This window comes from Sphingomonas pruni NBRC 15498, from assembly GCF_001598455.1.
In the GTDB taxonomy this organism is placed as follows: domain Bacteria; phylum Pseudomonadota; class Alphaproteobacteria; order Sphingomonadales; family Sphingomonadaceae; genus Sphingomonas; species Sphingomonas pruni.
The window spans coordinates 26,287-51,070 of sequence record NZ_BCYZ01000024.1; the positions used below are offsets into that span (position 1 = coordinate 26,287).

At 66.0% G+C, this 24,784-nt stretch carries 23 protein-coding genes; 16 read left to right on the forward strand and 7 right to left on the reverse strand.

Going from position 1 to position 24,784, the window contains the following annotated elements:
* Positions 1-64 precede the first annotated feature (64 nt).
* The 3 genes from SPR01S_RS09305 to SPR01S_RS09315 all read left to right on the forward strand — a co-directional run bounded on the left by SPR01S_RS09305 (position 65) and on the right by SPR01S_RS09315 (position 3,953).
* A complete protein-coding gene (locus SPR01S_RS09305) occupies positions 65-985 on the forward strand; it encodes a hypothetical protein (RefSeq protein ID WP_066588455.1) in 921 nt (306 codons plus the stop codon).
* A 180-nt stretch (positions 986-1,165) separates the two neighbouring features.
* Positions 1,166-1,450, forward strand: coding sequence for a hypothetical protein (locus SPR01S_RS09310; RefSeq protein WP_157082118.1), 285 nt, complete (start codon positions 1,166-1,168; stop codon positions 1,448-1,450).
* Positions 1,443-3,953, forward strand: coding sequence for an AAA family ATPase (locus SPR01S_RS09315; RefSeq protein WP_066588462.1), 2,511 nt, complete (start codon positions 1,443-1,445; stop codon positions 3,951-3,953). Before SPR01S_RS09310 ends, SPR01S_RS09315 begins: the two co-directional genes overlap by 8 nt.
* 217 nt (positions 3,954-4,170) lie before the next feature.
* Here the strand turns inward: SPR01S_RS09315 and SPR01S_RS09320 are convergent, their stop codons facing one another.
* The 3 genes from SPR01S_RS09320 to SPR01S_RS09330 all read right to left on the reverse strand — a co-directional run bounded on the left by SPR01S_RS09320 (position 4,171) and on the right by SPR01S_RS09330 (position 6,901).
* Positions 4,171-5,115: a FecR family protein gene (locus SPR01S_RS09320; protein WP_066588465.1), complete on the reverse strand. Its 945-nt coding sequence runs from the start codon at positions 5,113-5,115 to the stop codon at positions 4,171-4,173.
* Positions 5,112-5,687 (reverse strand): RNA polymerase sigma factor, encoded by a 576-nt coding sequence (locus SPR01S_RS09325; protein ID WP_169803409.1) that lies wholly within the window; start codon positions 5,685-5,687, stop codon positions 5,112-5,114. Before SPR01S_RS09325 ends, SPR01S_RS09320 begins: the two co-directional genes overlap by 4 nt.
* A gap of 308 nt (positions 5,688-5,995) precedes the next feature.
* On the reverse strand, positions 5,996-6,901 hold the full coding sequence (locus SPR01S_RS09330) for a HEPN domain-containing protein (RefSeq protein ID WP_066588526.1): 906 nt from the start codon (positions 6,899-6,901) through the stop codon (positions 5,996-5,998).
* Between the two features lie 742 nt (positions 6,902-7,643).
* On the opposite strand from SPR01S_RS09330, the gene SPR01S_RS09335 reads away from it, so the two are divergent.
* The 10 genes from SPR01S_RS09335 (at position 7,644) to SPR01S_RS09380 (ending at position 19,538) form a co-directional block, all read left to right on the forward strand.
* Positions 7,644-9,869, forward strand: coding sequence for a TonB-dependent receptor (locus SPR01S_RS09335; protein ID WP_084251070.1), 2,226 nt, complete (start codon positions 7,644-7,646; stop codon positions 9,867-9,869).
* Positions 9,856-10,782 (forward strand): alpha/beta hydrolase, encoded by a 927-nt coding sequence (locus SPR01S_RS09340; RefSeq protein ID WP_066588474.1) that lies wholly within the window; start codon positions 9,856-9,858, stop codon positions 10,780-10,782. Before SPR01S_RS09335 ends, SPR01S_RS09340 begins: the two co-directional genes overlap by 14 nt.
* A gap of 9 nt (positions 10,783-10,791) precedes the next feature.
* Entirely contained in the window at positions 10,792-11,922 is a 1,131-nt protein-coding gene (locus tag SPR01S_RS09345) for an AraC family transcriptional regulator (RefSeq protein WP_066588475.1), read from the forward strand.
* A 131-nt stretch (positions 11,923-12,053) separates the two neighbouring features.
* The gene (locus tag SPR01S_RS09350; RefSeq protein WP_218016733.1) at positions 12,054-12,773 is read left to right on the forward strand and encodes an SDR family NAD(P)-dependent oxidoreductase; all 720 of its coding nucleotides are present in this window, start codon (positions 12,054-12,056) and stop codon (positions 12,771-12,773) included.
* Positions 12,770-13,921 (forward strand): acyl-CoA dehydrogenase family protein, encoded by a 1,152-nt coding sequence (locus SPR01S_RS09355; RefSeq protein ID WP_066588481.1) that lies wholly within the window; start codon positions 12,770-12,772, stop codon positions 13,919-13,921. Before SPR01S_RS09350 ends, SPR01S_RS09355 begins: the two co-directional genes overlap by 4 nt.
* Complete coding sequence (locus SPR01S_RS09360; RefSeq protein WP_218016734.1) at positions 13,918-14,412, forward strand: MaoC family dehydratase; 495 nt, start codon at positions 13,918-13,920, stop codon at positions 14,410-14,412. Before SPR01S_RS09355 ends, SPR01S_RS09360 begins: the two co-directional genes overlap by 4 nt.
* Positions 14,409-16,532, forward strand: coding sequence for an acetate--CoA ligase family protein (locus SPR01S_RS09365; RefSeq protein WP_066588529.1), 2,124 nt, complete (start codon positions 14,409-14,411; stop codon positions 16,530-16,532). Before SPR01S_RS09360 ends, SPR01S_RS09365 begins: the two co-directional genes overlap by 4 nt.
* Positions 16,529-17,311, forward strand: coding sequence for a citryl-CoA lyase (locus SPR01S_RS09370; RefSeq protein WP_066588483.1), 783 nt, complete (start codon positions 16,529-16,531; stop codon positions 17,309-17,311). The genes SPR01S_RS09365 and SPR01S_RS09370 overlap by 4 nt, the downstream gene beginning before the upstream one ends.
* Complete coding sequence (locus SPR01S_RS09375) at positions 17,308-18,381, forward strand: CaiB/BaiF CoA transferase family protein (protein WP_066588486.1); 1,074 nt, start codon at positions 17,308-17,310, stop codon at positions 18,379-18,381. The genes SPR01S_RS09370 and SPR01S_RS09375 overlap by 4 nt, the downstream gene beginning before the upstream one ends.
* Positions 18,378-19,538, forward strand: a complete 1,161-nt coding sequence (locus tag SPR01S_RS09380) for an iron-containing alcohol dehydrogenase (RefSeq protein ID WP_066588487.1) — start codon at positions 18,378-18,380, stop codon at positions 19,536-19,538. The genes SPR01S_RS09375 and SPR01S_RS09380 overlap by 4 nt, the downstream gene beginning before the upstream one ends.
* Here the strand turns inward: SPR01S_RS09380 and SPR01S_RS09385 are convergent.
* The 4 genes from SPR01S_RS09385 to SPR01S_RS09400 form a co-directional block, all read right to left on the reverse strand.
* A complete protein-coding gene (locus SPR01S_RS09385; protein WP_066588489.1) occupies positions 19,518-19,985 on the reverse strand; it encodes an SRPBCC family protein in 468 nt (155 codons plus the stop codon). The two genes, SPR01S_RS09380 and SPR01S_RS09385, sit on opposite strands and share 21 nt — an antisense overlap.
* Positions 19,982-20,587, reverse strand: coding sequence for a glutathione transferase GstA (gstA, locus tag SPR01S_RS09390; protein WP_066588492.1), 606 nt, complete (start codon positions 20,585-20,587; stop codon positions 19,982-19,984). Before gstA ends, SPR01S_RS09385 begins: the two co-directional genes overlap by 4 nt.
* Positions 20,587-21,369 carry an SDR family oxidoreductase gene (locus SPR01S_RS09395; protein WP_066588493.1) on the reverse strand — a complete coding sequence of 261 codons (783 nt, stop codon included), beginning with the start codon at positions 21,367-21,369 and terminating at the stop codon, positions 20,587-20,589. The genes gstA and SPR01S_RS09395 overlap by 1 nt, the downstream gene beginning before the upstream one ends.
* A gap of 217 nt (positions 21,370-21,586) precedes the next feature.
* Positions 21,587-22,519 carry a LysR family transcriptional regulator gene (locus SPR01S_RS09400; RefSeq protein WP_066588495.1) on the reverse strand — a complete coding sequence of 311 codons (933 nt, stop codon included), beginning with the start codon at positions 22,517-22,519 and terminating at the stop codon, positions 21,587-21,589.
* A 229-nt stretch (positions 22,520-22,748) separates the two neighbouring features.
* On the opposite strand from SPR01S_RS09400, the gene SPR01S_RS09405 reads away from it, so the two are divergent.
* The 3 genes from SPR01S_RS09405 to SPR01S_RS09415 are packed head-to-tail and all read left to right on the forward strand — an operon-like array spanning position 22,749 to position 24,782.
* On the forward strand, positions 22,749-23,702 hold the full coding sequence (locus SPR01S_RS09405; RefSeq protein ID WP_169803410.1) for an alpha/beta hydrolase: 954 nt from the start codon (positions 22,749-22,751) through the stop codon (positions 23,700-23,702).
* A 13-nt stretch (positions 23,703-23,715) separates the two neighbouring features.
* Entirely contained in the window at positions 23,716-24,222 is a 507-nt protein-coding gene (locus SPR01S_RS09410) for an ester cyclase (protein WP_066588500.1), read from the forward strand.
* Positions 24,219-24,782 carry an O-methyltransferase gene (locus SPR01S_RS09415; protein WP_066588502.1) on the forward strand — a complete coding sequence of 188 codons (564 nt, stop codon included), beginning with the start codon at positions 24,219-24,221 and terminating at the stop codon, positions 24,780-24,782. Before SPR01S_RS09410 ends, SPR01S_RS09415 begins: the two co-directional genes overlap by 4 nt.
* The last annotated feature ends 2 nt before the right edge of the window (positions 24,783-24,784 follow it).

Sequence of the window (24,784 nt, forward strand, 5' to 3'; positions counted from 1 at the left end):
AGCAATGCGCAGCGGCCTGCGGCGCTCGCTGTCTTGGACCGCGATTGTGCGATGGGGGTGACCTTTGGGTATCTGGCAATTCTTCCAGCCACCACTCTACTGGCAGCAGTTCGAAGAGCTGTGCACGGCATTGCTAACCGAGGTCTACAACGTCCCCAATGCGCAGCAGGTCGGCCGACCGGGGCAGGCGCAGCACGGTGTCGATGTTTTTGGCACTTCGAGCCGCTATGGCCGGATCGGCATCCAGTGCAAACGCCTCGCCGATCTCGACGAGAAGGGTAATCCGTATCCGGGCGGTCCGATCTCGCGCACGTTCCTGCGCGACGAGGCGGACGCGGCGCTCGGCTTCACGCCCGACCTCAGCCTGTGGATCCTTGCCACCACCGCACGGCGTGACACCAAGGTCCAGGCCTGGGTCGAAGAGATCAACTACGAGTGGGAACAGGCGGGGCGCAAGCGCATCGCGATCGTCTGGACCTGGGACGAGTGTATCTCCCACCTTAACAGCTATCCCGACTTGCAGCGCCGCTATTATCGCGACGTCATCCAAGTACGCGCGCCCAAGGATCTCGACGAGATTATCTTGCGAACGATCGCGATGGCATTCGCCCGGCCGGCCTTCGAAGTGCCGCTGCATTGCGAAACCCCGAGCGAGTTCTTCCAGGCGTTGAAGGACACGCAAAAGGCGCTACGCACCGGCGAACTGGTCGATCGGGAAAGCCGCCAGGTCATCCGCAAGGCGATCGGCGGCTACCACGAGCTCGACGATGCCGCGGCGCGGAATGGCCTTCGCGACGTGGACCAGAATCTGAAGCTCCTGCGCGCACAGCTCGAGCAGGGTTTGAAGGACGGCACGATCGTCGCTGTCGGCACTTGCCTCGATCTTCGCCAACCCGCCCTAGCGCGGTATCTCGATGACCTGCGTCAGCGCTGCCTCGATGATCTGAACCGCGTGCTAAGCCACGCGGGCATTCCGTCGATTTAGGTGCATGTGCGCTCGTGGCGCGTTGTCGCTTTTAGTGTGCTGATATTCAGTCCGATCCGGCTTGATGTCGTGATCGCTCGTTTTCGCTTCGATTGTACTTGGCTAGTCTCCCGGTCGACATGAACCGGCGGCACGGCGTTGGCGCGACCGATTCGTGGACCGGCTGGAGGAGGGGGATTGGTGAACGAGGAAGCAGCAGCACCGGAGGAGGCGTTGGCGTTCGAGATGATTGCGGCACTTGCCGCGCCGGAGGCGGATGTGGTCGAAACGCCCGAAGCGTTCCTGACCGGCGTCGCCGCTGCGCTCAAGGCCTCCGATGATGTCGATGCCGAGCTAGCTGCGATCCTGTCGGATCATCTGCTGACGATCACGCCGCACAACAATCTCATCGCCAATGCCAAGGCGGCGATCCTGGCGCTGGCCGCCGAGCGCGCGGCCCCGACCGAGGAGCAGGCCGATGGCTGATCCAACGCTGTTCCACTCGCTGACGCTCGAGGGCTTTCGCGCCTATCTCCAGCCCAAGACCTTCGATTTCAGCAAGAAGCCGAGCTTGGCGATCTTCGCGCCCAATGGCCTTGGCAAGTCGAGTGTCATCGACGCGCTCGAATTCCTCTTCTCCGAACATGGTACACTCGATCGGCTCGGGCAGCGTGCATTGAACAACCAGGCCGGCCCGTCCGCGCTGGCCCATAATGGCGCGCAGGCGGCGGGGATCGCGTCGGTGGTCAAGTTCACGACCATCACCGGCAAGGCCACCACCGCGGGAAGCCGCACGGCGGTCGGCAATCCGCGTCCTATCCATGCAGCGGCTACTGCGATGAAGGCCGGGTTTGTCGTCGCGCCGATCATCCGCGGTTATACGCTGCGCACCTTCGTTGAGGAGCATAAAGCGGAGACCCGCTACAGCGACGTGGTGAGCTGGCTACAGCTCTCGCCGCTGGTCGAGGTCCAGAAGAATCTCCGGCTGCTGCGCCGCGAGGTCAAGGCCGCTGCCGAGAGCACGACCGAACAGGTTCGTCTCGCCGGGCAGCTGCGCGCCGAGACCGCCCAGGTCGTGCAGGTGTGGGAGGACGCGGCCGTGCTCGACTTCGTCAACACGAACGTCATTGCGCCGCTCGATCCCACACTGACGATGGCGGCGCTCGATGCCGCGGACGCCGGCTACGTCGACATCGGCAAACGCGTTGCGGCCGAGGAGAAGAGCGTCGGCCTCGCCGGGCTGCGACAGGTCCGCAACTCGGTTATCGCGCTGTGGCAGAAGACCGTGCCCGAGGACGGCGGCGACCCCGAATATTCGGGCGCCATTGCCGCCTTCGACGAAGCGCGATCGGTGCTGGCAGATGCCACGGCCACCGAAGCCGACGAGCGAGACAAGGCGGCGGGCACGGTCTTCCGGTCGGTGTGGAAGGAGGCCGAGAAACTGTTCGCCGACGATGCCACGCTCCCGGACGAATGTCCGGTCTGCGCGACGGTGATCGGCGATACCGCTGCCGGAAGCGTACCAGCGATTCGCAATCTTCTGAAGACCCATCTCGACGATCTGCAAAGCTATAACGACGCCAAGACCACGCTGGACGATGCCGACAAAGCCGCCACTAGGGCACATAACCAGCTGATCGCGCGGCTTCCCGCGATGATCGATCATCTGTCCGAAGATGATCCGGACGGCTTCAGGGCAGCACTCATCGAGTATCAGGCCGGGGTTGCCGCCTGGCCGGGCGCCGCGGCCCCCGCGTCCGCCGCGATCACCGCCGAGCTGGAGGCGCGCCTCACCGGTCTCGACCAGGACATCGCCGACATCGAGGACAAGCAGGGCGAACATACCTGGGTGAAAGCCAAAGCGAGCATCGACCGACTGCTGAAGCTCCAGACGGATGTCGCACTGGCGACGCGTACGACTGAGGAACTCACCTCGCTGCACGAGGCGCTCGGCACCCAGGCGACGCTCGTCTCGGGCAAGATCAGGGAAAAGGTCCAGTCGCTGCTCGACACCCTCCAGGCGCCGATGAACGCCATTTACAAGGAAATCCAGGGCGACAAGGCCAGGCCGATCCGGCTCGAACTGCCCGGCGAGGACGATACCAACCAGCAGCGCATGCAGCTGGTCATCGACTTCGCTGACAATCGTCAGGGCGTTGCGCCGGGCGGCTACCTGAGCGACTCCCAGATTCACTCGGTGGCGCTGGCGCTGCGCCTCGCGGCAATCAAGAAGTTCAACAGCGCTGCCCCGGTGATCGCGCTCGACGATGTTGTTACCTCCTATGACGCCGACCATCGCCGCGCGATCGGAGCGCTGCTCGCCAAGATGTTCACCGACTGCCAGATCATCCTCGTCACCCATGACGAGCGGTTCTTCAATCACCTCAAGGATCAGCTCGCGGCGAAAGACTGGCAGTTCACGCGCATCATCGGGCTGGATCCCGCGTTTGGGCCGCGCTTCGCCGACCATAAGGTGACCGACGAAATGATCGCTGATCGCTGGGCCAAGGGTGAATCCGCGGCCAACGAGATGCGTCAAGCTGAGGAGGAATGGCTGCTCAACATAGCCCGCGGCTTCGGCGTCAGCGTCCGCATACGCCAGCTCGAAAAGGCATATTCCTACGAGCGATCCGAGCTGGCCTCGGCACTCGGCGGATTCCTAAGCGATCTCAAGTTGACGCCTGCCGGTGTGCCTGGCGTCAACAACCGCTTTATCGCCAGCTTGGTGAGGGGCGACATCGAGAACTTCGGGAGCCATTTTCAGGACGCGCCCTATGGCGATGGGTCGATTGGCGACGAGAAGACGCGTTGGGACGAATTCAAGGCATTCCGCGGTCAATTCGAATGCGTGTGTGGCCGCACTAAATATCAGCGGCCGCACGGCCTGAACAAACCGGTCTGCGCACACGATAAGTGTGAGACCCAGTTCGCTTTCAGGCCGCTCGCCGCGGCAGGGCGCGCTGCAGCCGCCCCTGCCGGAAATGCCTGACGTCTGACTGGTCGGCTGGATCAGGGCAAGTTGCCCTCCGATCCATCGCTTGCAAAGGCAGCAACGTAACAAGTCCGGTCTATCAATTTTCCAAAAGCAATGTCTGCTTTCAGGAGCTCGCCGGCTCGGTCGCAATGGCCGAGATAGGGCGCGAAGCTGCCGTAGGCACAATAGCAGTCGCTGCGTCCCATACCGACCGCCCTTACTAGACCACGATTTAGCGGGAGAGGGTCAGTCGCTGCGGGTCAGTCATGTCGAGGCGCAGGTTGAACATGGCAGCTAGCATGCGCGCCAAACCTAGCGTGTTTTTCGCCTCGATTGTCCCGGTGAAGCGAAGTTTGCCGATCGAAGGATCGGCCAAGACGATTCGAGCGGCGCTATAACGGTTGGCTGCGGTAACGACTGCGGCGACCGGCGTCGCTTCGAACGAGAGCATACCCGTAGTCCAGCGCATATCGCTTGCGGCAAATCGCCGCTGCCATCCGATCGAGCCATCGCGTGCTGCAACCAGGCGGGTGCCCGGTACCATCCGCAACGGTGTTCCCTTACGGCCCAACGGTGTCACGTCGGCGCTTCCGCGCAGCAATCCCACCTGCGTGCTGCCCTCAAGATAGCCGACGTCGAGCACCGCTCCGCCGGTCGTGACCGACCCGCCATCGGTCGAGACAATGAACGGCCGCGGCTCGGCCGCCACTTCGAAATGTGCGCGACCGCGCAGCAAGTGAATCTGCCGCGCGGCCGTATTGAAATTGGCGCGTATCGCGCTTTGGGTGTCGAGCGTCACTTTCGTGCCATCGACCAGCGCGACGGTCTTAATTTCACCGGTCCTGGTAGCTGCGGCGAATGCCCTGTTTTCGGTGCTCGAGAACGGCTTCTTGGCCACGCCCAGATAAGCGAAACACACGAAAACTGCGGCAACGGCAGCGATCGCAACGCCCCAATAACGGCGGCGACGGGACTGAGCAGCGGCGGCAGCCGGTCGCCCCGAGGCCTGGTACGTTTCCAGCACCCTATCAAAGGCATCGGCGTTAGCCGGATGGGCGCTATACCATTCCTCAAACGCCGCCTGATACCGGCCGCCTCCCTCGCGCAGCCGCGAAAGCCATTCGACGGCTTCCTGCTCTGCCGAGCTCAAGGGCGCGTCGTCATGGATGTCGTTCATCGTTTGCCCGCAAACCGGTGGAGATGCGCGATTGCCTTGGTCATGTGCCAGTCAATCCCCTTCACCGACAGGCCGTGAGTCTTGGCCAGGTCGGCATAGGTAGCGCCCTCCAGCCGATGCGCCATGAAAATTGAGCGCGTTTTGGCGGGAAGTCTCGCAAGCGCGGCTTCGGTGCGGGTCAGCATGTCCCGCGCTTCCATAAGTGCCGTAGGATCGTTGCCGTCAGTCACCGTTTCCGGGTCCAGATCAAGGTCGACGATCGACCGATGGAACGCAGCGCGGGCACGATTGCGAAGGACGTTCTTCGCCACCTCCTGGAGGTAGGACTCCGCGTTGCCGACCCGGTCGTCCCGCACTGCCGGCGCGGTCATGAGCCGCACGAAGCTGTCGTTCGTTAGATCCTCGGCCTCGTCACGATGACCACGCCGGGCGAAGAACCGCAGCAATTTCGGAGCCTGGCTTCGATAGAGCCGCTCAACCGTCGGGCGCGGTGCCACAACCCGGTCCTCGGGCGGCAGCGGATCGCCCTCGCTCAAGGGTTCGCGGGGCGACCCGCAATCGTCGAGCGCCAAGATCAAGCGCATCGAGCGAACCCGACGGCGCCCTCGCGCCACTCGAACCTTCCAAATCCACGCATAGGTCACCTGCCTCTTTCCGCGGCAGGAGGCTATGCCAGTGTCGAGAACGCGCGAGCGCGGAGAGCGCCGGCCACCGCGACGGCAGCCAACGCTCGATGGAGCGGACGCGCGACGAAACACGCGCCGGTCCATGCTTGGGCAGAGTTCTCAGGCTCCGACATCGCTGCTGCGACGTTCGAAGAATCTAGACCTCGGCCGAAGACAAAAGCAAGCGGTAGGCGGTAGCTTTTCGGACCTGACGCCTATTGCGCCGCGGCAGCTTTCCGCTCGGCGAGACATTCGCGCGAGACCTCGTCGACAAGATTCCGCAGCACCTTCACCGAGGCCAGGATGGCGTCAAGGTCCTCCCGCTCGATGGCGTAGGCCTCGGAATATCGTGCCTCGACATAGGCACGCTTGAGCAGCTGGAATCGACGGCGATCGATACGACTGTCGCGGGGCCATGCAGCAATCAGCCGCGGTTCGTTATCTTCAGCCAGTGATCGAAGAAATTTTATGTTATGGGATTTTGGAAAGTACAATTTTCGAACTAGTAAGAAGCAAATGTAGAGCCGTTCCGTGGCTTGGTGGAGTTGGAACGCGGCGTTGTTGTTCCAACCGCGAGCAACCGCTTCCTCGCCCTGAGACAGGAACTGTTCGGCACTGGGCATCCAGTGCTCGAAATATCCGGTCGCCATGGAATAGGCATCCACCGGCGTGAGCGGCATAGGCCGAACCAATGGATGGCCCGGCAGTTCGTAGAGCATGATTCCGTCGCGGGCGATATCGACCCAGAAATACTCGCCTCGGCTGAGCGCCGCGTTCACCTCATTGAGCGAGTGGACGATGATGTTGACCAGTCGACCGACACTGGCATCGCGAAGAATCTTGTCCTCGGCGACATACCAATAATGCGCGATGTCGGTCAGGTCCTCGTCGTTGACGATGATGAGGAGATCGAAGTCCGACTGGTAGCCGCCCTTCGGATCGTCGACCCAGTCGTCGCGCGCGTAGCTTCCGAACAGGATGATCTTGTAGATCTTGCCGTTTCTCCGAGACGGCGACGTCGCGCGGGAGACCGCGGTTTCGAATTCCTCCATGAGGACGCGCTGGACGCGTTCCAGTTCTTCCCGCTGCGTCTCAGGCAGATGATCGATGTCGCGGCGCATGCTCAGACTCTTCCCGAGCGCACCGGCCATTGCAAGGCATTCGCTTGATGACCCACGCGAGTTGCGCCAGAAGCCCAATCGTTCGGCGGCTTCGGATGGCCGGCGCTTCCTGGAAGCAACGGCGCGTGCTTGGCGCGTTTCTCAGCTCCGAGGCCGTCGGACACCGCTCTCTTCGCAAGAGAGGCAATTATGGCCCAAGCGCTTGCGAACATCGAAAGCCGGGCGTTGTGCTCGCGCTTGAGGGCGCGCGCTGACGGTTTTAGCCGAAGCCTGGACATGCGCGTCAGCCACCCGGCCGAGGGGGTCAAGGGCCCGCCTCGCCCGACAGGATCGGCCGCAGACTTGGCCGCGCGCGCAGAAGGACCGCGATGGCCGGGCGGTCAGGCGCTGGCATCGCACACCCGGCACGATCCGCATTCCTCGCTTAGTTCGTTCGGTCGCATCACGCGCGCGAAATCCATGATCTGTCGCTCGTCTCGTGGCCGCAGATAGCGCTGCGCTCCGGGCTCCGAGGCGGTTTCGCGCGCAAGGCTAGCGAGGGTCACGCACCGGTAGGAGGACCAATGGTCGCGAATTGTGGAGGACAAATTCGCTCGGCGACTTTCGTGCGCCAGACTTCGCCGCCACTTGGAAATGCGACCGTTGAGCGAATATGTCCGCTTGTCATTGAGCCGTCCCGACCTTTGCCCAGCCCGGCTGCCGTCTAGGCTCGACCCATAAAAATGTAGCTGGGGAGGATCATATGCGACGGTCGGCGCGTGGCGCATTGCGTCTGAAAGGCTGGGGCCTGGGATTGGCGGGCCTCGCCGCCCTGCCATCGCCCGTCCTCGCCCAGTCGGCCCCTCCGAGCACCGGCACCGCGACGCAGCCGTCGCCCGCGGGCGATGAGGCCGCGATCGGCGACATCGTCGTGACCGCGCTCAAGCGCGAAACGATCCTGCAGCGGACGCCGGACGCAATCACGGCGTTGAGCGGCGACGCGCTGGCGAGCAAGGGCGCCGATCGGCTGGCCGACCTGACAAGCGCGGTGCCCAATCTTTCGTTCAGCAGCAACTTCGGCATCTCGCAGATCTTCATCCGCGGCATCGGCAACAATTTCTACACGCCCGGCGGCGACCCCGGCGTCGCCTTCTACAATGACGGCGCCTATGTTTCGGACCAGGAGGCGACGGACGTCGCGCTGTTCGATGTCGAGCGCGTCGAGGTCCTGCGCGGTCCGCAAGGAGCGCTTTACGGCCGCAACGCCACGGGCGGGGCGATCAACGTGATCTCGGCGGCGCCGACGGGTACGTTCAAGGGTCAAGCCGGTGTCGTCGTCGGCGACTATGGGCGCGTCGAAGCGACCGGCTTTCTGTCGGGTCCGCTCGGTTTCGCGTCGACCAACGCGCGCCTGTCGGTCGAGATCAAGCGCAACTCCGGCTTCACTCGCAACGAGCTGGCCGGGCAGCCCGGCGCCCTCTCCCGCTTCGACGACCTCAAGTCCGTCGCGCTCCGCGCCCAGACGTCGACCGCGATCGGCGCCGCCAACCTGCATCTGACCGGCTTCTATCTGCGCGAACGGGACAACGGCCCGGCCGAAAAGGTGCTGCCCGATCCGTTCCCGCAGCCAGCCGAGCTCCTCTTCGGCGTTCGACCCAGCGCCGACAAGCGGTCTCTCAAGAGCAATTTCGGGGGCAACTACCGCAAGGTCTATGGCGGCCTCGCCACCTTCACCGCCCCGATCGGCTCGACCGAATTCACGCTGCTCGGGAGTTATCGCCACAGCCAGCACGAACTGTCCTACGACCAGGACGGGACGGAAGCGGATCAGTCGACGACCCGGCTGGTCACCACCAGCCGCGACATCAGCGTCGACGCCCGCCTGGCGTCGACCGGCAAGCGCCGGTTCGACTGGCTGATTGGGGCGACCTATGTCGATTTCCGCCAGAACCGTGTCACCTATGTGTTCGACGCGATCCCGCTCGGGTTCGTCGCGCCCGGCGCCCCTCTGAACATCCCGTTCCCGGTCAACTTCAGCGCCGGTGGCGAGGTCCGTTCCACCTCGATCGCCGGCTATGCGGACGGTCATTTCTCGATCACCGACAAGCTGAAGCTGTCGGGCGGCATCCGCTACACGAGCGACAAGAAGGCGGCCGACGAATTCGTCAACTTCCTCGGCATTCAAAGCGCGACCCCGTCGGACCGCTGGTCGCGCGCCAGCGGCAAGATCGGGCTCGACTATCAGGCAAGCGACGGGCTGCTCCTGTACGCAAGTGCCGCGCGCGGGTTCAAATCGGGCGCCATCAACCTGGGCGCGCTGACGAGTCCGGTCCGCCCCGAGACCGTCGACAATTTCGAGGTTGGCCTGAAGAGCAATTTCCTCGATCGCCGCGCGCAGCTCAACATTGACGTCTTCACGAGCAACTATCGCGACCTGCAGGTGCTGCAGATCGGTGCCCTGACGCAAATCCTGTCGAACGCCGCGAAAGCACGGATTTCAGGGTTGGAGATCGAGGGTGTGCTCAAGCCGGTTGCCGGGCTCACCTTGACCGGCAATGTCAGCGTCCTCGACGCCAAGTATCGCGAGTTCGTCACCGACGACATCCGCCACGGCCAGCTCGCCGTCGATGTGTCGGGCAATCGCCTTCCGCTGACGTCGAAGGTGCAATTCTCGCTCGGGGCCGAATATGCGGCGCGGATCGGCCGCTTCGTGCTCACGCCGGGCGTGAACTACGCCTATCGCAGCAGCTATTATTTCAGCGAGTTCAACACCGCCGACGCGCGTCAGCGCGGATACGGCCTGCTCGACTTTTCGCTGACGCTCGAGCCCGGCGACAAGCGGTTCCGCCTCTACGCGTTCGTCCGCAACGCCACCGACCGCAACGTCATCGGCAGCATGGCGATCGTCTCGCCGCTCCTGGGCTCGGTCCGCATCGTCAACTTGCTTCCACCACGCACATTCGGGATCGGTGCCAATGTCAATTTCTGAAACCGGTCGGCCGGACATCGCGCGCGCGCTCGATCACCTCGCCGCGACGATGACGCCGCCGCCCGGCGCGGATCCTATCCAGGCCATGCGCGACGGTGTCGACCGCTACGGCGACGTCGAGCCCCGGGCGCCGCTCCTCGACGTGGACGTGAACCCTGCCGACGCGGACGGGGTTCGCGCTGAATGGCTCCTGGCCGGGGACGCGCGTCCGGATCATCGTCTCGTCTACCTGCATGGCGGCGGATGGGTCGCCGGCGGCCTCTACAGCCACCGGAGCATCTGCGCGCATCTCGCGCGTCGGTCGCGCTGTGCGGTGCTGTCGGTGGATTACCGCCTGGCGCCGGAGCATCCCTTTCCCGCCGGGCTCGACGACAGTCTTGCCGCGATCCGATGGGCGGCACGCAACGGCCCCGACGGCCCCGGGGCGGCGCAGCACCTCGCCCTTGCCGGGGACTCGGCGGGCGGCAACCTGGCTGCCGCCGCCTGCGTCCGTCTGATTGCGGCGGGAGAGCCCCTGCCGGACCGCCTCGCGCTCCTGTGCGCCGCGCTCGACGTCGCACCGCCCAAGTCGGTGGCGGCCGGCGATGGTAATGTCGATGCGGCGGGTGTGGCGATGATGATGTCGCTCTACGCGCCGGGCGCGGAATCGCTCGAGCGGGTTGAGCTTTCGCCCGTCAACGCGACGACGGATACGCTGCGCCGCTTCCCGCCGACCTTGATTCAGGCGAGCGGCGCCGAATATCTGCTCGGCGACGCGCAGCGTTTCATGGCGCGCCTGACTGAAGCGCGCGGCCGTGCGGTGCTCAGCATCTGGCCCGACCTGCCGCACGTATGGCACGCATTCACCTCGTTGCTGCCCGAGGCTCCCGCGGCGCTGGACGAGGTGGCGGACTTCCTGGGCGGCCGGTCCTAGGCTAAAAAGGTGGCCAAGCTCGAAAACGGGTCGGTCGTCGTGGAGGATGTTTCGGTGACCTCGATGTTGGAGGACCAGTCGATTTCGCCGGCCGAGTGCCCCGGCGTCTCGTTCGACTATGTCGCGGCACTCATCGGTCGCCCGACGGCTCAGCATCTCCTTGAGATGATCGGCGATCCCGACTGCAATACGAACATCCTCGCGCAGCCGGCCGCCGCCCGCATCGACTTCATCACCGCCTGGAAGCTCCTTCACGCCAACGTCACGCTCAGCAATGACGAGACCCACCGTCTGGGCTCGGCGCCCGTGCCCAACGGCAATTTCGAACTTCTGATGGCGTCCATGATCCAGGGCGAGACGCTGGGCGATGGTCTCAGGCGGCTTGCCGCCGGCGCGCAGATCGTTCGTCCGGATCTGATGATCGGCGTCAGCATGCGCAATGGCGAGGCGACGCTGACGATCGGGCTTAGGGGTGCGGATGGAGCGGCGGCCGCCATCTATGTCGAGGCCATGCTCGTCGTCATCCACTGCGCGCTGCAATGGGCTATGGAGCATGCGATCGAGCCACGCCGGCTGCGCGGTCCCGCCATGGTGCAGCCCTTCGGATGTTCGCTGCTGGGCGTGCTCGGCACCCCGGTCCAGCGGCAGGGCGACGAGGCGCAGATCGTGTACCGCGCCGAGGATGTGGAAGCCTCGTTCCACGTCTCCGCCTTCCAGCGATGGCACGAAGCGGCGTTCGGGGAATATGTCCGACTGGTCGAGCTGCGCCGGCTCGACCACGCCCGCAGCGATGCCGAGGTCGCATCGGGACTGCTGGCCCGCGTTCGGGCCTGTCTCCTCGACGAGGCTGCCAGCCAGACCGCCGTCGCGCGTCGCCTCGGCATGAGCGTGCCGACGCTGCGCCGCCGCCTCGCCGAGTCCGGACTGTCGTTCCGCCGCATATCGAGCGATCTGCGACGCGAAGCCGCCGAGATGCTCCTGCTGGGAGACAAGCCGGCCGGCGACATCGCCGAGGAGCTCGGCATGTCCGACTCGCGCTGCTTCCGGCGCGCGTGCAACGGCTGGTTCGGCGTGCCCCCTTCCGAGGTCCGGCGGTCCCTGCGCCGGTCTGTCGCCGGCCATGGCGGCGCGCCCGGCTGAGCGAATACGTCCGCCCGGCAAAGATCGGCGCTGCCCTTTGAGCGCGCTCGTGCTGCCGTCATCCATGTCCCTGGCGCAACGACGTCTGGGAGGAAGGCTTGGATTTAGGGCTTGATGGCAAGGTAGCGCTGGTGACCGGATCCGGTCGCGGCATCGGTGCCGACACCGCGCGCGCCTTCGCCCAGGAGGGCTGCCGCGTCGTCGTCTCCGACATCGACCCCGACACGGCCGCTGCCACCGCTGGCAGGCTTGTGGCCGATGGGCATGAGGCCGTCGCGATACCGTGCGACGTCACCGACGAGGCCTCCGCGGCACACCTGATCGAGGCCGCCGAAAGCGCGTTCGGCGCAGTGGATATCCTGGTCAACAATGCCGGCTATCTGAAGGACGGCTACCTCGCGAAGATGCCTCTTGCGGCCTGGGAGTCGGTGATCGACATCATCCTCAAGGGTACCTTTCTGTGCTCGCGCGCGGTCCTTCCCGGGATGATGGCGCGCAAGAACGGGCGGATCGTGAACATCTCGTCGCGATCGATCTTCGGCAACCCTGGCCAGGCCAATTACTCGGCGGCCAAGGCCGGCCTGATCGGCTTCACGCGGGCCTTGTCGCAGGAGGCTGGCCGATTCGGCATAACGGTGAACGCGGTGGCCCCGGGGTTCATCATGACCGAGGGCATCCAAAGCCTGCCGCATTTCGAGAGACTCCGCGAGGCGGCGATCGCCAAGAACCCGGTCGGCTTTCTGGGCGAGCCGCGCGACGTCTCCGACACCGTTTTATTCCTCGCGTCCGAGCGCGCGCGCTACATTTCCGGGACGACGGTCTTCGTCACCGGCGGACGCTACTCGTCATGAGCGGAAACGACGCCACACCCGAGCAGGTCCAGCTGCGCGACAATATCCGCCGCTACCTGCGGGCGGAAGTCTCGCCGATCGTGGCCGCGCATGACGAGGCGCGGACCTTCCCGCTCGAACTGCTCGGCGAGCTGCGCCAGTTCGGCTATCTGGGTGGCTGGCTGAGCGAGGACCAGGGCGGCTACGGCATCGACTATCCGACCTGGAGCATGATGATCGAGGAGGCCGGATACCATTGGTCGTCGCTGCGCACGCTCCTCAACACCCATAATATTCCGATGCTGCTGCTCGCGAACCACGCGAGCCCCGGGCAGCGCGACCGCTTCCTGACGCCCCTGTTCGAGGGGACGCGGCAAGTCTTCTCCGCGATCACCGAGCCCGACGTCGGGTCGAACGTCGCCGGCATCCAGACCCGCGCCGACCGCAAGGGCGATCACTATGTCCTGAACGGACGCAAGCTGTGGATCACCAACGGGGCCTGGGCGGATTTCGGGATCGTGGTCGCGCGCACGTTCAGCGCCGACTGCGATGGCAAGCTTTCACTTTTCCTCGTCGAGCGCGACATATCGCCGTTCGAGGTGCGGCACGTCGACATGATGGTACTGCGCAGCACAGGGACCGCCGAACTGGGCTTCGCCGATGTCGCGGTTCCTGCCGAGAACCTGCTCGGCGAGGAAGGATCGGCGCTCCGGCTGGTCATGGGCGGACTCGATCCGGGGCGACTCAACGTCGCGGCCGGCGCCGTCGGGGCTGCGCAGGCGGCACTCGACCTCGCGATCGATCATGCCAAGACACGCAAGCAGTTCGGTCGCCCGATCGGACAGTTCCAGCTGGTCCAGAAGCACATCGTCGATATGCAGATACGGGTCGAGGCGGCCCGCGCGCTCGTCCGGCGCGCGGCGGACGCGCTTCAAGGCGGCGGCGACGCGCGCATGGCCTGCTCGATCGCCAAGCTCTATGCGACGGAAGTCTCGCACGAAGTCGCCAGCATGGCGCTCCAGGTCCATGGCGGGCTGGGCTATGCGACGGGATACCCGATCGAGCGCATCTTCAGGGACACGCGCGGCGGCATGATCCCGGAGGGCACGACCGAGATTCAGACCCTTATCATCGGCCGCGAAATCCTCGGCATGAGTGCCATAGCGTGAGCATCACCGCCCCTGCCGCTTCCGAGCTGGCGGCCATGCGCTATTGGTTCGAGGACCTGCCGGTGGGCTTTGCCTATTCGACGTCGTCGCGCACGATCACCGACGCGGATGTGGTCGGGTTCGCGAGCCTGACCGGGGACCTCAACCGGGCGCATGTCGATGCCGAATTTGCCGCCGCCGCGCCGTTCGGTCGCCGTATCGCGCACGGGATGCTGGTCGCGTCCTACATGTCTGGTCTCAACACCCGAACGATCGTCAACCAGCTGCTCGAGCCGTCGCAGCTTGCCCTGATGGAGGTCGGGTGCCGTTTCCTGAAGCCGACCTTCATCGGCGACACCATCCATGTCGACATCGAGGTCGTCGAGGCGCGTTTGACCTCGCGGCCCGATCGAGGAGTGCTGACCTTCCGTCGCCGGGCGGTGACGCAGACCGGCGAGGTGACGGTCGAATGCACCGCCGCGATGCTGGTCATGTGCCGGCCGGCCGAATGACGGGTTACGCGTTTCCCGACCTGACCGGCCTGGTCAGGCCCGAGTCGGTCGCCATCGTCGGCGCGTCCGATCGTCGCGACCGGATAGGCGGCCGGGTCTTCTACAACTTGGTCGAGGAATCCCACTTTACCGGGCGACTCCATCTCGTGAACCCCGGGCGCGACACGGTGGGCGGCCGGCCCTGCGTCGCGACGCCGGCATTGCTGCCGGAGGCGCCGGATCTGGCCGTCATCGCGATCCCGGCCGAAGGCGTGATCGAGGCGCTGCGCGGCTGCGCGGATCGCGGCACGCGCTTCGCCATCGTGCTGACCTCGGGCTTTGGCGAAACCGGAGAGCCCGGCAAGGCAGCCGAGGCCGAGATGCGCGACATCGTCCGCACGACCGGGATGCGGATCTACGGCCCCAACTGCCCGGGCCTGTCGAACGTCAACGCCAGGCTCGGCTTCACCTTCTCGCCCGCCTTCAGGCTCGATCTGCGGTCCGGGCCGCTCGGTGTCGCGACGCAGGGCGGCGGCCTCGGGCGCACCGTCCTGCAGTCGATGGACCGCGGCGTCGGCGTCGGCTTGTGGTGCTCGGCGGGGAACGAGGTCGATCTCGAGGTCAGCGACTTCATCCATTATATGGCGGACGCACCCGACATCACCGTGATCGCGACCCTCATCGAGGGTATTCGCGATGGTGCGAAATTCGTGGCGGCGGTCCGGCACGCGGCCGAACGCGGAAAGCCGATCGTCGCCTTGAAGGTCGGGCGATCCGCTTATGGTGCGAAAGCCGCGATGTCGCATACCGCGGCGATTTCCGGTTCGGCGGAGGTCAACAGCGCCGCCTTCAGGCAACTGGGCGTCGTCGAGGTCGACGATATCGACGAGCTGATCGACACGGCTTGGCTCCTGGCGCGCAAGCGACCGGGCGCCGACGAACGGGTTGCGGTTTACTGCTCGTCGGGCGGCACTGCCGCCCTGACCGCCGACATGGTCGGGACCGCCGGACTGACGCTCGCGACCTTCGCGCCCGATACGGAAGCAACGCTGCGGGAGCTGCTGCCGTCGTTCGCCTCGATCGCCAATCCGGTGGATACGACGGCAGACGTGCTTGCGGACATGACGGTGATCGACCGGACGCTTGCAGCAGTAGCGTCCGACCCCGGGGTCGGCATCGTGCTCCATCCCTTTCCCATGGAGTACGGCGCTGCCACGACGCGGGCTGCCGAAAGCGTCGTCGCCGTGCAGTCGGCGACCGCGACCCCGCTCCTGCCGGTCTGGATCAGCGATCGCATCGGCGAGGGATATCGCGACCTGGCGGATGCGGGGCTCGCGCCGGTGCGCAGCGTCGGCAAGGCGGTGACCGCGGTCCGCCGCTGGGCCGATCACGGTCGCTGGCTGGCGACGCGCGAGGCGGACTGGATGCCGGTCGGTATCCCCGGTCCGGTCACCCAGGGTTCGCGAACCGTGGCGATGAGCGAGCTCGACGCGAAGGCATGGCTGCGCGAACATGGTATCGGGGTCATGCCGGCGACGGTCGCGACGACCATCGACGAGGCACGCAGCATAGCCGACGCGATGGGCTATCCTGTCGTCGCCAAGATCGCGAGCGCCGACATCTTGCACAAGTCCGATATCGGCGGCGTGGCGCTCGGTCTCGCGGATGCCGATGCCGTGGCCGGAGCCTGGCGCCGCATCATGGCGGCCGTGGCGCGGCAGCGGCCCGAGGCTCGGATCGATGGTCTGCTCATCGAGCGGATGGCGCCGCCCGGCGGCGTCGAGATGTTCGTCGGCGTCCACCGCGACCCGGTGTTCGGCCCGGTGATGACCTGCGGCCTTGGCGGCATCCACGTCGAGATTTTCCAGGATGTCGCACGCCGGCTCCTGCCACTCACCGCGCGGGAAGCCGCCGCGATGCTGCGCGAGGTCAGGTCCTTTGCGCTGCTCGATGGTGCACGCGGCCGGCCCAGATGCGATGTCGCCGCCCTCGAGCGCCTGCTCGTCGGCGTCTCGGACTTCGTGTGCGTGCAGGGTGCGGCGATCGAGGAGCTCGACCTGAACCCGGTATGGGTTGGGCCGGAGGGAGCGCTGCCGCTCGATGCCATGGTCGTGCGCCGCCTGAACGAAGGACTGTCATGACCGTCGCGACCGAGATCGGCTACTCAACCCGCGATGCCATCATGGTGCGCGGCAGGAACCTCTCCACCGAGATATTGGGGTCGTTCGACTTCGTCGACATGATTTGGTGGGTGACCTTCGCGAGGCTGCCCGAGCCGCGCGAGAAGACCATGATCAACATGCTGCTCGTGACCGCTGCCGACCACGGCCTGACGCCCAGCGCGATCACGGCACGGCTCACATGGCTTGGCGCCCCCGAATCGCTGCAGGGCGCGGTCGCCGCCGGACTGCTCGGCGCTGGCAACAATTTCCTCGGGACCGTCCAGAACGTGGCGCAAATGCTGATGGATGCTGCCGCCGACCTGCCGGAGGATGCCGACGATGGCGCGATCGCGGAATGCGCGGCCGCGCTGGCCGCGGTCCGGCGAGCCGAACGCCGTCCGATCTCGGGGATCGGCCACCCGATCCATATCGACGGCGATCCGCGCGTGCCGACCCTCCGCCGCATCTCCGAGGAGAACGGGTATTTTGGCAAGCACTGGCGGCTGGCGATTGCGATCCCGCGGGCGGTCGCCGCGCACACTGGCCGCGCGTTGCCGCTCAATGCGGCCGGCGCGAACGGCGCGATCCTGGCGGACATGGGAATGGATCCGATGATGGGCCGCGGCCTGGCGCTGATCGGACGGGCCGCAGGACTGGTCGCCCATATCGCCGACGAGAAGGCGTCGCCACAGGGCCAACGCATCTGGGACCTGGTGACCGCACAGGACGAGCGTAACGCAAGGCCGCCTGTCCGATGACCCCGCCGCTCGAAGGCATCGTGGTGGCAGATTTCAGCGAGCTGCTGCCGGGCCCGTTCCTGACGCAGAGCCTGGCCGAGCTGGGCGCCCATGTCATCAAGGTGGAGCGTCCGCCGCACGGTGACCCCACCCGCAGGCTCGCGCCGGGCGTGTTCCGAGCCGTGAACCGTGGGAAGGCGAGCATTCTCTCCGACCTCAAGGACCCGGCACAAGCAGAGAAGGCGCGGGCGACGATATCCCGCGCGGATATCGTGGTCGAGGGCTTCAGGCCCGGCGTGATGAAACGGCTCGGCCTGGACTATGCGGCGCTCGCAGACGCAATGCCGCGCCTCATCTACGTTTCGCTGACCGGCTATGGGCAGACCGGCCCGATGGCGCCGCTGCCCGGGCACGACGTCAATTATCTCGCGACGGGAGGCGCGATCGCGCTCTCCGGCCAGGCCGCCGACCCGCCGGCCCATGCCTTCGGCCTGCCCGCCGCCGACCTGTGCGCTGCAACCTATGCGCTCGCCGCCGTCCTGGCGGCACTCGTCCAGCGGGGGCGAACGGGAGCGGGCCAGCATATTGACGTCGCGATGGCGGACTGCGTCGCGCACTGGATGAATCCCCGTGTCGCCCAGTTCGACGACGCCGGCCTGTCCACGCTTTCGGCGCAGCGCGACGACGCACTGGTAAAGCCAGCCTACGGCGCCTTTTCCTGCGCCGACGGCGCGATCGTTACGATCGGCGCGCTCGAGGACCATTTCTGGGGCCGGCTCAACGGGGTGCTCGACCTCACGCCGTTTAACGGACCGACTTTTGCCACGTTCGCGGCGCGCATCGCCTCGGCCGCCGCGATCAACGCGCGGCTGGCGGAGGAGACGCGGCGCCTGAGCGCGCCGGAGCTCGTCGATCGCCTGCGCGCCGCAGACGTACCCGTCGCTGAGGTGGTCGCGCCTGCCGGGCTTTGCGCACATAAGCAGTTCGCCGCGCGAAGACTGTATCATGAGGGTCTGGCACGGTTCCCGGTACGACTGGCCGGGATGGCGGATGCGCTGTCGTCGACGGCGCCGCTCGACAGTCTCGGATGACGCCATTCGTCCATCGCCAGTTCGCCCAGCAGCGGGTGCGCTACGGCACGCCCTTCCTGGACGCGATCGACGACGAACTGGCCCTTGCCGGTGACACGCGCATCGTTCTCGTCTCATCGAGCCGACAGGCGGCGACGCCCGAGGCGGCGTTGCTCCGAGAGCGTCTGGGCGGACGGCTTGTCGGCGAGATTGCCGACATCGCTCCGCACGTCCCGCTCGCCGGCATTTCGCGCGGCGCGGCTATCGCGCGCAACGCGCGGCCGGATTGCCTGATCGCTCTCGGCGGCGGGTCCGTGATCGACGCTGCGAAGGCCATTCTCGCATGCGTAGAGGCGGGCGTTGACGACGAGCCGGCACTCCAGGACCTCCTTGCGCGCACCCGGCGCGGTGTCGAGCCGAGTGCCTGGGACACCCTTCCCGCGATACGGATCATCGCCATCCCGACCACATTGTCCGCCGCAGAATGCAGCTGGTTCGGCGGGGTCACGAATCCGGCAACCGGCACGAAGGCGGCGGTGTCGGCCGCCGGGCTGATGCCGAGGAGTATCGTGTACGATCCGGTGCTGACGCGCGACGTGCCGATGCGGGTGTTCCTCGCCACCGGCGTCAAGGCGATCGACCATGCCGCCGAACGGTTGGCGGCGCTGACGGTCTGTCCCTATAGCGACGCGGTCTCCCTAAAGGCGCTCGCATTGCTCTCCTCGGCATTGCCCCGGGTCAGGGCCGATTCGGGCGACCTTGATGCCCGGCTCGATTGCCAGATGGGCGCGTGGCTTTCGATGGCCGGTGTGCAGGCCGGCGCCCAGGTCGGCGCGAGCCATGCGCTCGGGCACGTCATCGGGGGCGCGACGGGAGCGCTTCACGGCGATACCTCCTGCGTGTGTCTGGCCCCGGTCATGCGCTGGAACGAGGCCGTGAACGCTGATCGCCAGTCGGCCATATCGCAGGCACTTGGCGGCAGTGGCAGCGCGGGCGACGCCGTCGAGACGCTGGTCCGCGCGCTGGGCCTTCCGACGCGACTGCGCGACATCGGAGTCGAGCGGTCGCTCCTCCCGAACCTTGCCGCCCGCGCGCTTCACGATCCACCGATGCGAACCAACCCGCGTCGACCGCGCGATGCCGGGGAGATCGAAGCTCTACTCGCCTCGATGTGGTGAGGTGGCGTAGCGGTAGAATTCGTCGAAGCTCTCAGGCAACCGGCGCCTGAACCCGGAGGAGATCGTTCCGCGAAGCAACCGGCCGACCCAGTTCAGGTCGACGCGAACCGTCTGGCGCACCAGGGCGCCGTTGCCGACTGGCGCGACATCGTAGCGATGCCGAAAGTCACCCAGCGGCAGGAAGCCGCCAGCCAGCAAACGGGAAACGTGCGTGAAGCTGCTGCCTGGTACGACGTTAGCAAACGTCACGGTCGCCCGCCCCGCGCCCTTGAACCGGCCGGTCATGACGCTTCCTTCGGCGACAGGACCTGCCGGCGACAGCGAGGCCGAGAGGTAGAGGCTGTTCCAGGCAAGCTGGTGCGCGGGCTCGATGAGCATCGCGAATATGTCGGCGGGCGCTGCGTCGATGAACCGCTCGCCGGTGAGTTCGATCTGCCGCGCACTCACTGTATCAAGCCGTCAGCGCGAAGGGCTGCCCTGACGGCGGGCCGGGCCGCCACCCGCCGGAGATAGGCCTCGAGCGATGGCCAGCGGTCGATCGGAATAAGCGTGAACTGGGTCCAGTTCAGGACCGTGAACAGATAGGCGTCGGCGACGCCGAAGTGCTCGCCCAAATACTCGCGATCCGTGAGTTCCATGTCGATCCATGCCAGCCGCCGCTCGATCGATGCCTGCGCGGCCGCTTTCCAGTCGTCGGATGGCCCGCGCACGAACAACGGCGTGTACGACTTGTGGAGCTCGCTCGCGGTGAAGCTCAGCCATTCGATCGTGCGATATCGCGCCATGGTGCCGTGCACGGGCGCCAATCCCAGCTCTGGACGCAGGTCAGCGAGATACAGCAGGATCGCGGGACCCTCGGTGAGGATCGAGCCATCGTCGAGCTCGAGTGCCGGCACATATCCTTTCGGGCAGATCGAGGTGAAGGGTCGTCCATCGGGCAGAACCTTCGCCTTCACCCCAAGCCTGACGGTTTCAAAGGGCAGCGCGGCCTCCCGCAGGATGATGTGCGGCGCGAGCGAGGCAGTGCCTGGTGTCGCGTACAGTTTCATCAGCCGTCCGCCGTCGCGACTCCGCCCGAGACCGGGATCAGCGCGCCCGTGAGATAAGCTCCAGCCCTGGAGGCCAGATAGATGGCCGCGCCGGCGATCTCTTCGGCTGTCCCCTCGCGGCCCATCGGCACCATATGCGCAAGCGAAGCGGCAGCATCCGGTCGCGCGAACAGCGGCTCTGTCATGGCAGTGCGGAAGAGACCGGGCGCGATGGCGTTGACGGTGATATCCGGCGCAAGGTGCGCCGCGAGGTGCCGGGTCATCAGGATCAGGCCGGCCTTGCTCGCCGCGTAGGGATAGGATTCCCACGCAGGCGGTCGCATCCCCTCGACCGAGGCGATGTTGATGATGCGAGATGGGTCTCCCGGTCGCGACGCCGCTCGCAGCGCTGAAACGAGCCGCCGCGCGATATCGAACGGCGCCGCCAGATTGACGGTCAGGACGTCTTCGAAGGCCTTTTGATCGAAATCCTCGAACGGCATGGCGCGCGCGATCGCGGCGTTGTTGACGAGGATGTCGAGCCGGCCGCCATGCCCGGCGACGTGCGCGGCGAGCCGCTCGGCGTCCGCGCCCTGCGAGACATCCGCGACGACCGCGTGGCATTGCCCGAAGGTCGACAGCGCGTGACGCGCCTCGTCGAGTTCGACCTCATCGGGCGCGCAGATGTGGACTGTCACGCCCGCCGAGAGCAGCCCCTCCGCGATCATCCTTCCGATGCCGCGGGAGGCACCGGTGACAAGGGCAGCCTTGCCGGTGAGATCGAAGAGGGACGAGACATCCATCGCGAAAACCTAGCCGACCAGACGTGGGGCAAGGAGGACCACGGGGATCGCACTGACGCGGACCCTTGCGCTCAAGATCGGCTGGGCCCCGCGCCGGCTACCGTGACCGGTTAAGGGGCCCATGTGGGCGTATCGGCAGGGCGCCCCAGGTCGGGCGATTCAGCGGGCGGCGGGTGATCAGCGACGGCTCCACCGCGCCGGTAGGACAGCCGATCAGCTATCGCGATCTCAGCGCTTCAGAAAATGGCTCGCTCAGCTTGTCGCGCAGCCATCCGCAGCTCGCGTCCCGGTCGGTCCGGTCGTGCCAGACCATCTGATAGCCAAATCCCTCCACCTCAACCGGCGGCGACATCGCTACGAGCTCGTGCGCGTCCGCGAGCTGACGGGATGCGCGTTCCGGAAGCGTCAGGATCAGGTCGGTCTTTGCCGCCAGCAGAGCCGCCGTCGCGAAGTATGGCAGCACCACCGCAACCCTGCGCTCAAGGCCGTGGACAGCCAGCGCAGCGTCAACGTCTCCGGTGGCGCCACCGAAGATCGACACCAGGATATGCGGATAGGCGACGAACTGCTGCAGCGAGAGTCTGCCGGGTTTCATTGACGATTGGAGTGGGTGCCCAGTCCGTAGGAGACTGACATATTTCTCCTGGAAGAGCCTTTTCGTCAGCAAGCCGCTGGGGACAGGCTCATCGCTGTAAAGTGCAAGATCGACATCTCCCGCTGTCAGGCGCCGGAACATTTCCGCCGAAAAGGGGACGACCTCGATCTTCGCAAGCGGCGCTTCGCGGGCAACGGCGGCGACAAGATCGGGCATGACCGCGATCGCGCCGTAATCGGTCGTCGCCACACGGAATATGCGTTTCGTCGATTGTGGATCGAAGCCGGGGAAGTCGACCAAGGCGTCGATGTCGGCGACCAGGGACGCGACGGAGGCGGACAAGGCCTCCGCGCGAGGCGTCGCGATAACGCCGCGGGCACCTTTAACGAACAGCGGATCCTGAAACACCTCGCGCAGGCGCGCGATGGAACGACTGACGGCCGGCTGGCTCATGTGCAGACGCTCGGCCGCCGCGGTCACGTTTCGCGTCTCCAGAACCGTCCGCAGGATGACCAGCAGGTTCAGGTCGAGACGGCGTAATAGCGAATTAGACATATCGATTATTAGTCCAATGCATTGGACGCATCATAGGTGAAGGCATATCCGGCTGTCCATCGATGGTTTGGACCGCGAGGCGCGACGTCCCCGATCAGGAAGCAACTATATGCAATCGACGATGGGCGGTCCTCGCGGCCGGCGCACCATGCTCAAGTTTCTCTCGGCAACGCCGCTCCTGCTCGCCGGGATCGCGCCGACGCACTTGCGCGCAAAAGGAGCAGACAAGATGAGGACGATCGCCGAAAGCGCGCTGGCCGCCCGCGCCTACCGAACAGAGGCAGTCAACTTCCAGAGCCACGGCGTATCGCTGGCCGGTACCCTGTTCACCCCGATCTCGACCCCCACCCCTCCCCCTTGCGTCGTGATCCTCGGGCCGTTCGGCTTCGTGAAGGAGATGTCGCCGATGGAATATGCCACGCGGCTGGCCCGCGCCGGCTTCGCCGCGCTGATCTTCGATCCGCGGTTCAGCGGAGAGAGCGGCGGCACCCCGCGACGGCTGGAAAGCCCGACTGCCAAGATCGCCGACGTCGGTGCCGCAATCGACTTTCTGATGACGCGCACCGATCTCGCCACCAACAAGCTCGCGGCGTTGGGCATTTGTCAGGGCTCCTCCGAGATGATCGCGGTCGCCGCGTCGGACCCGCGGGTGAAGGTCCTGGCGACAGTCTCGGGCCAGTATCTCTACCGCGAGAACCTCGAAGGCTTTTTCGGCGGCGGTGGCCCGACGCTCGACGAGCGCATCGCGCGTGGCCGAAAGGCCAAGGCTGCGTTCGAGACATCAGGCGTGGTCGAATACACCGCAGTCGTCGATCCCCTCGACAAGGCAGCCGGGCTGCCCTGGCCGCCCATCAACGCCTGGTATCAACCATGGACGACGCCGAAATGGGGCGAGCCGAGCCGGTGGGAAAACCGCTACGCGACGATGAGCGACGCCGAGGTCTGGACATTCGACGTCGATCCGTACGCCGCCCAGGTCAAGGTGCCGACACTCCTCATCCACGGCGAGCAGTCCGACGGGCTCGTGGCCGCGGTGACCCATGTTTTCGATCGCATCCCCGCCACCGACAAGCACATGGACGTCATCGCCGACGTCTTCCACACCCGCTTCTACGATGATCCGCTCGTGATCGAGCCTGCCGCGACAAGGGTCGCGGACTGGTTCAGGTCGCACCTCAACTGACAGGACCGCACCAATGCGAACATTTGCGACCATTATCGGCGTTCTGGCTGCCTGCGTGGCCGTGCCGGCTGCGGCGCAGCCGTCCGGCCAGTGCGCCGATATCGGCACCCCGGCCAAGAACATCGCCCTCGCCAAAGGCTTTTACCAAGCCTTGGCCAGCCATGCCAAGGACCGGCTTGATTCTGTCCTGGCCGCCGACTGGATCGACGTGCCGCTGGCGCCAGGCCAGAAACCGGGGCTTGCCGGCATGAAGGCGGCGATGGACGGCTATTACGCCTCCTTTCCGGACTTCACGCCCACCAACGACGACTTCATCGCCTCGGGTGACAAGGTCGTGGTCCGGTCGACGATCACCGCGACACAGCGCGGAGCGTTTGCCGGCGTCGCCGCGACCGGAAAGCGCATATCGGTGATGGCGATCGACATCCACCGCATCTGCAACGGGCGGATCGTCGAGACGTGGCATGTCGAGGACTGGCTGAGCGGCCTGTTCCAGATGGGCGGGCTGCCGCCCAGATGACGGCGCTCGATCGCCAATCCGGCGCCGATCCCTTTCGTGCAATTTGCGAGCAGACCGAGCGTCACCGGCGCCAGCACGGCTGCTGGGCCTACCCGTTCGGCGACGGGCCGGCGCTTGGAACGCTTGCTCGCGCCGTCGGGGCCGCCCGCATTCTCGAACTCGGCACGGCGCTCGGCTATACCGCCTGCTGGCTGGCTTACGGCAGTCCGCAAGCGCGCGTCGACACGGTCGAGCGCGATCCCGAACACATCATGCTCGCCAAAAGGAATATCATCGATGCTGGATTGAGCGGCCGGGTGACGGTCCACGCGGGCTCGTTCGACGAGATACTGCCATCCCTGGAAGCGGGCTACGATCTGGCCTTTTTCGACGGGTATGCGCCGACGCCTGGCGACGTCGTCGCGATACGCGCGCTGCTTCGGCCCCGCGGCGTTCTGATCGCCGCGAACCTCGACCTCGAGGGCGGCAGCGCCGTGCGCGCGGCGCTGGCCGACGAAGCGCGCTGGCGTACGGCCCCGGTGCTCGAAGACGGCCGGACGACCATCAGCGTCGCGATATGATC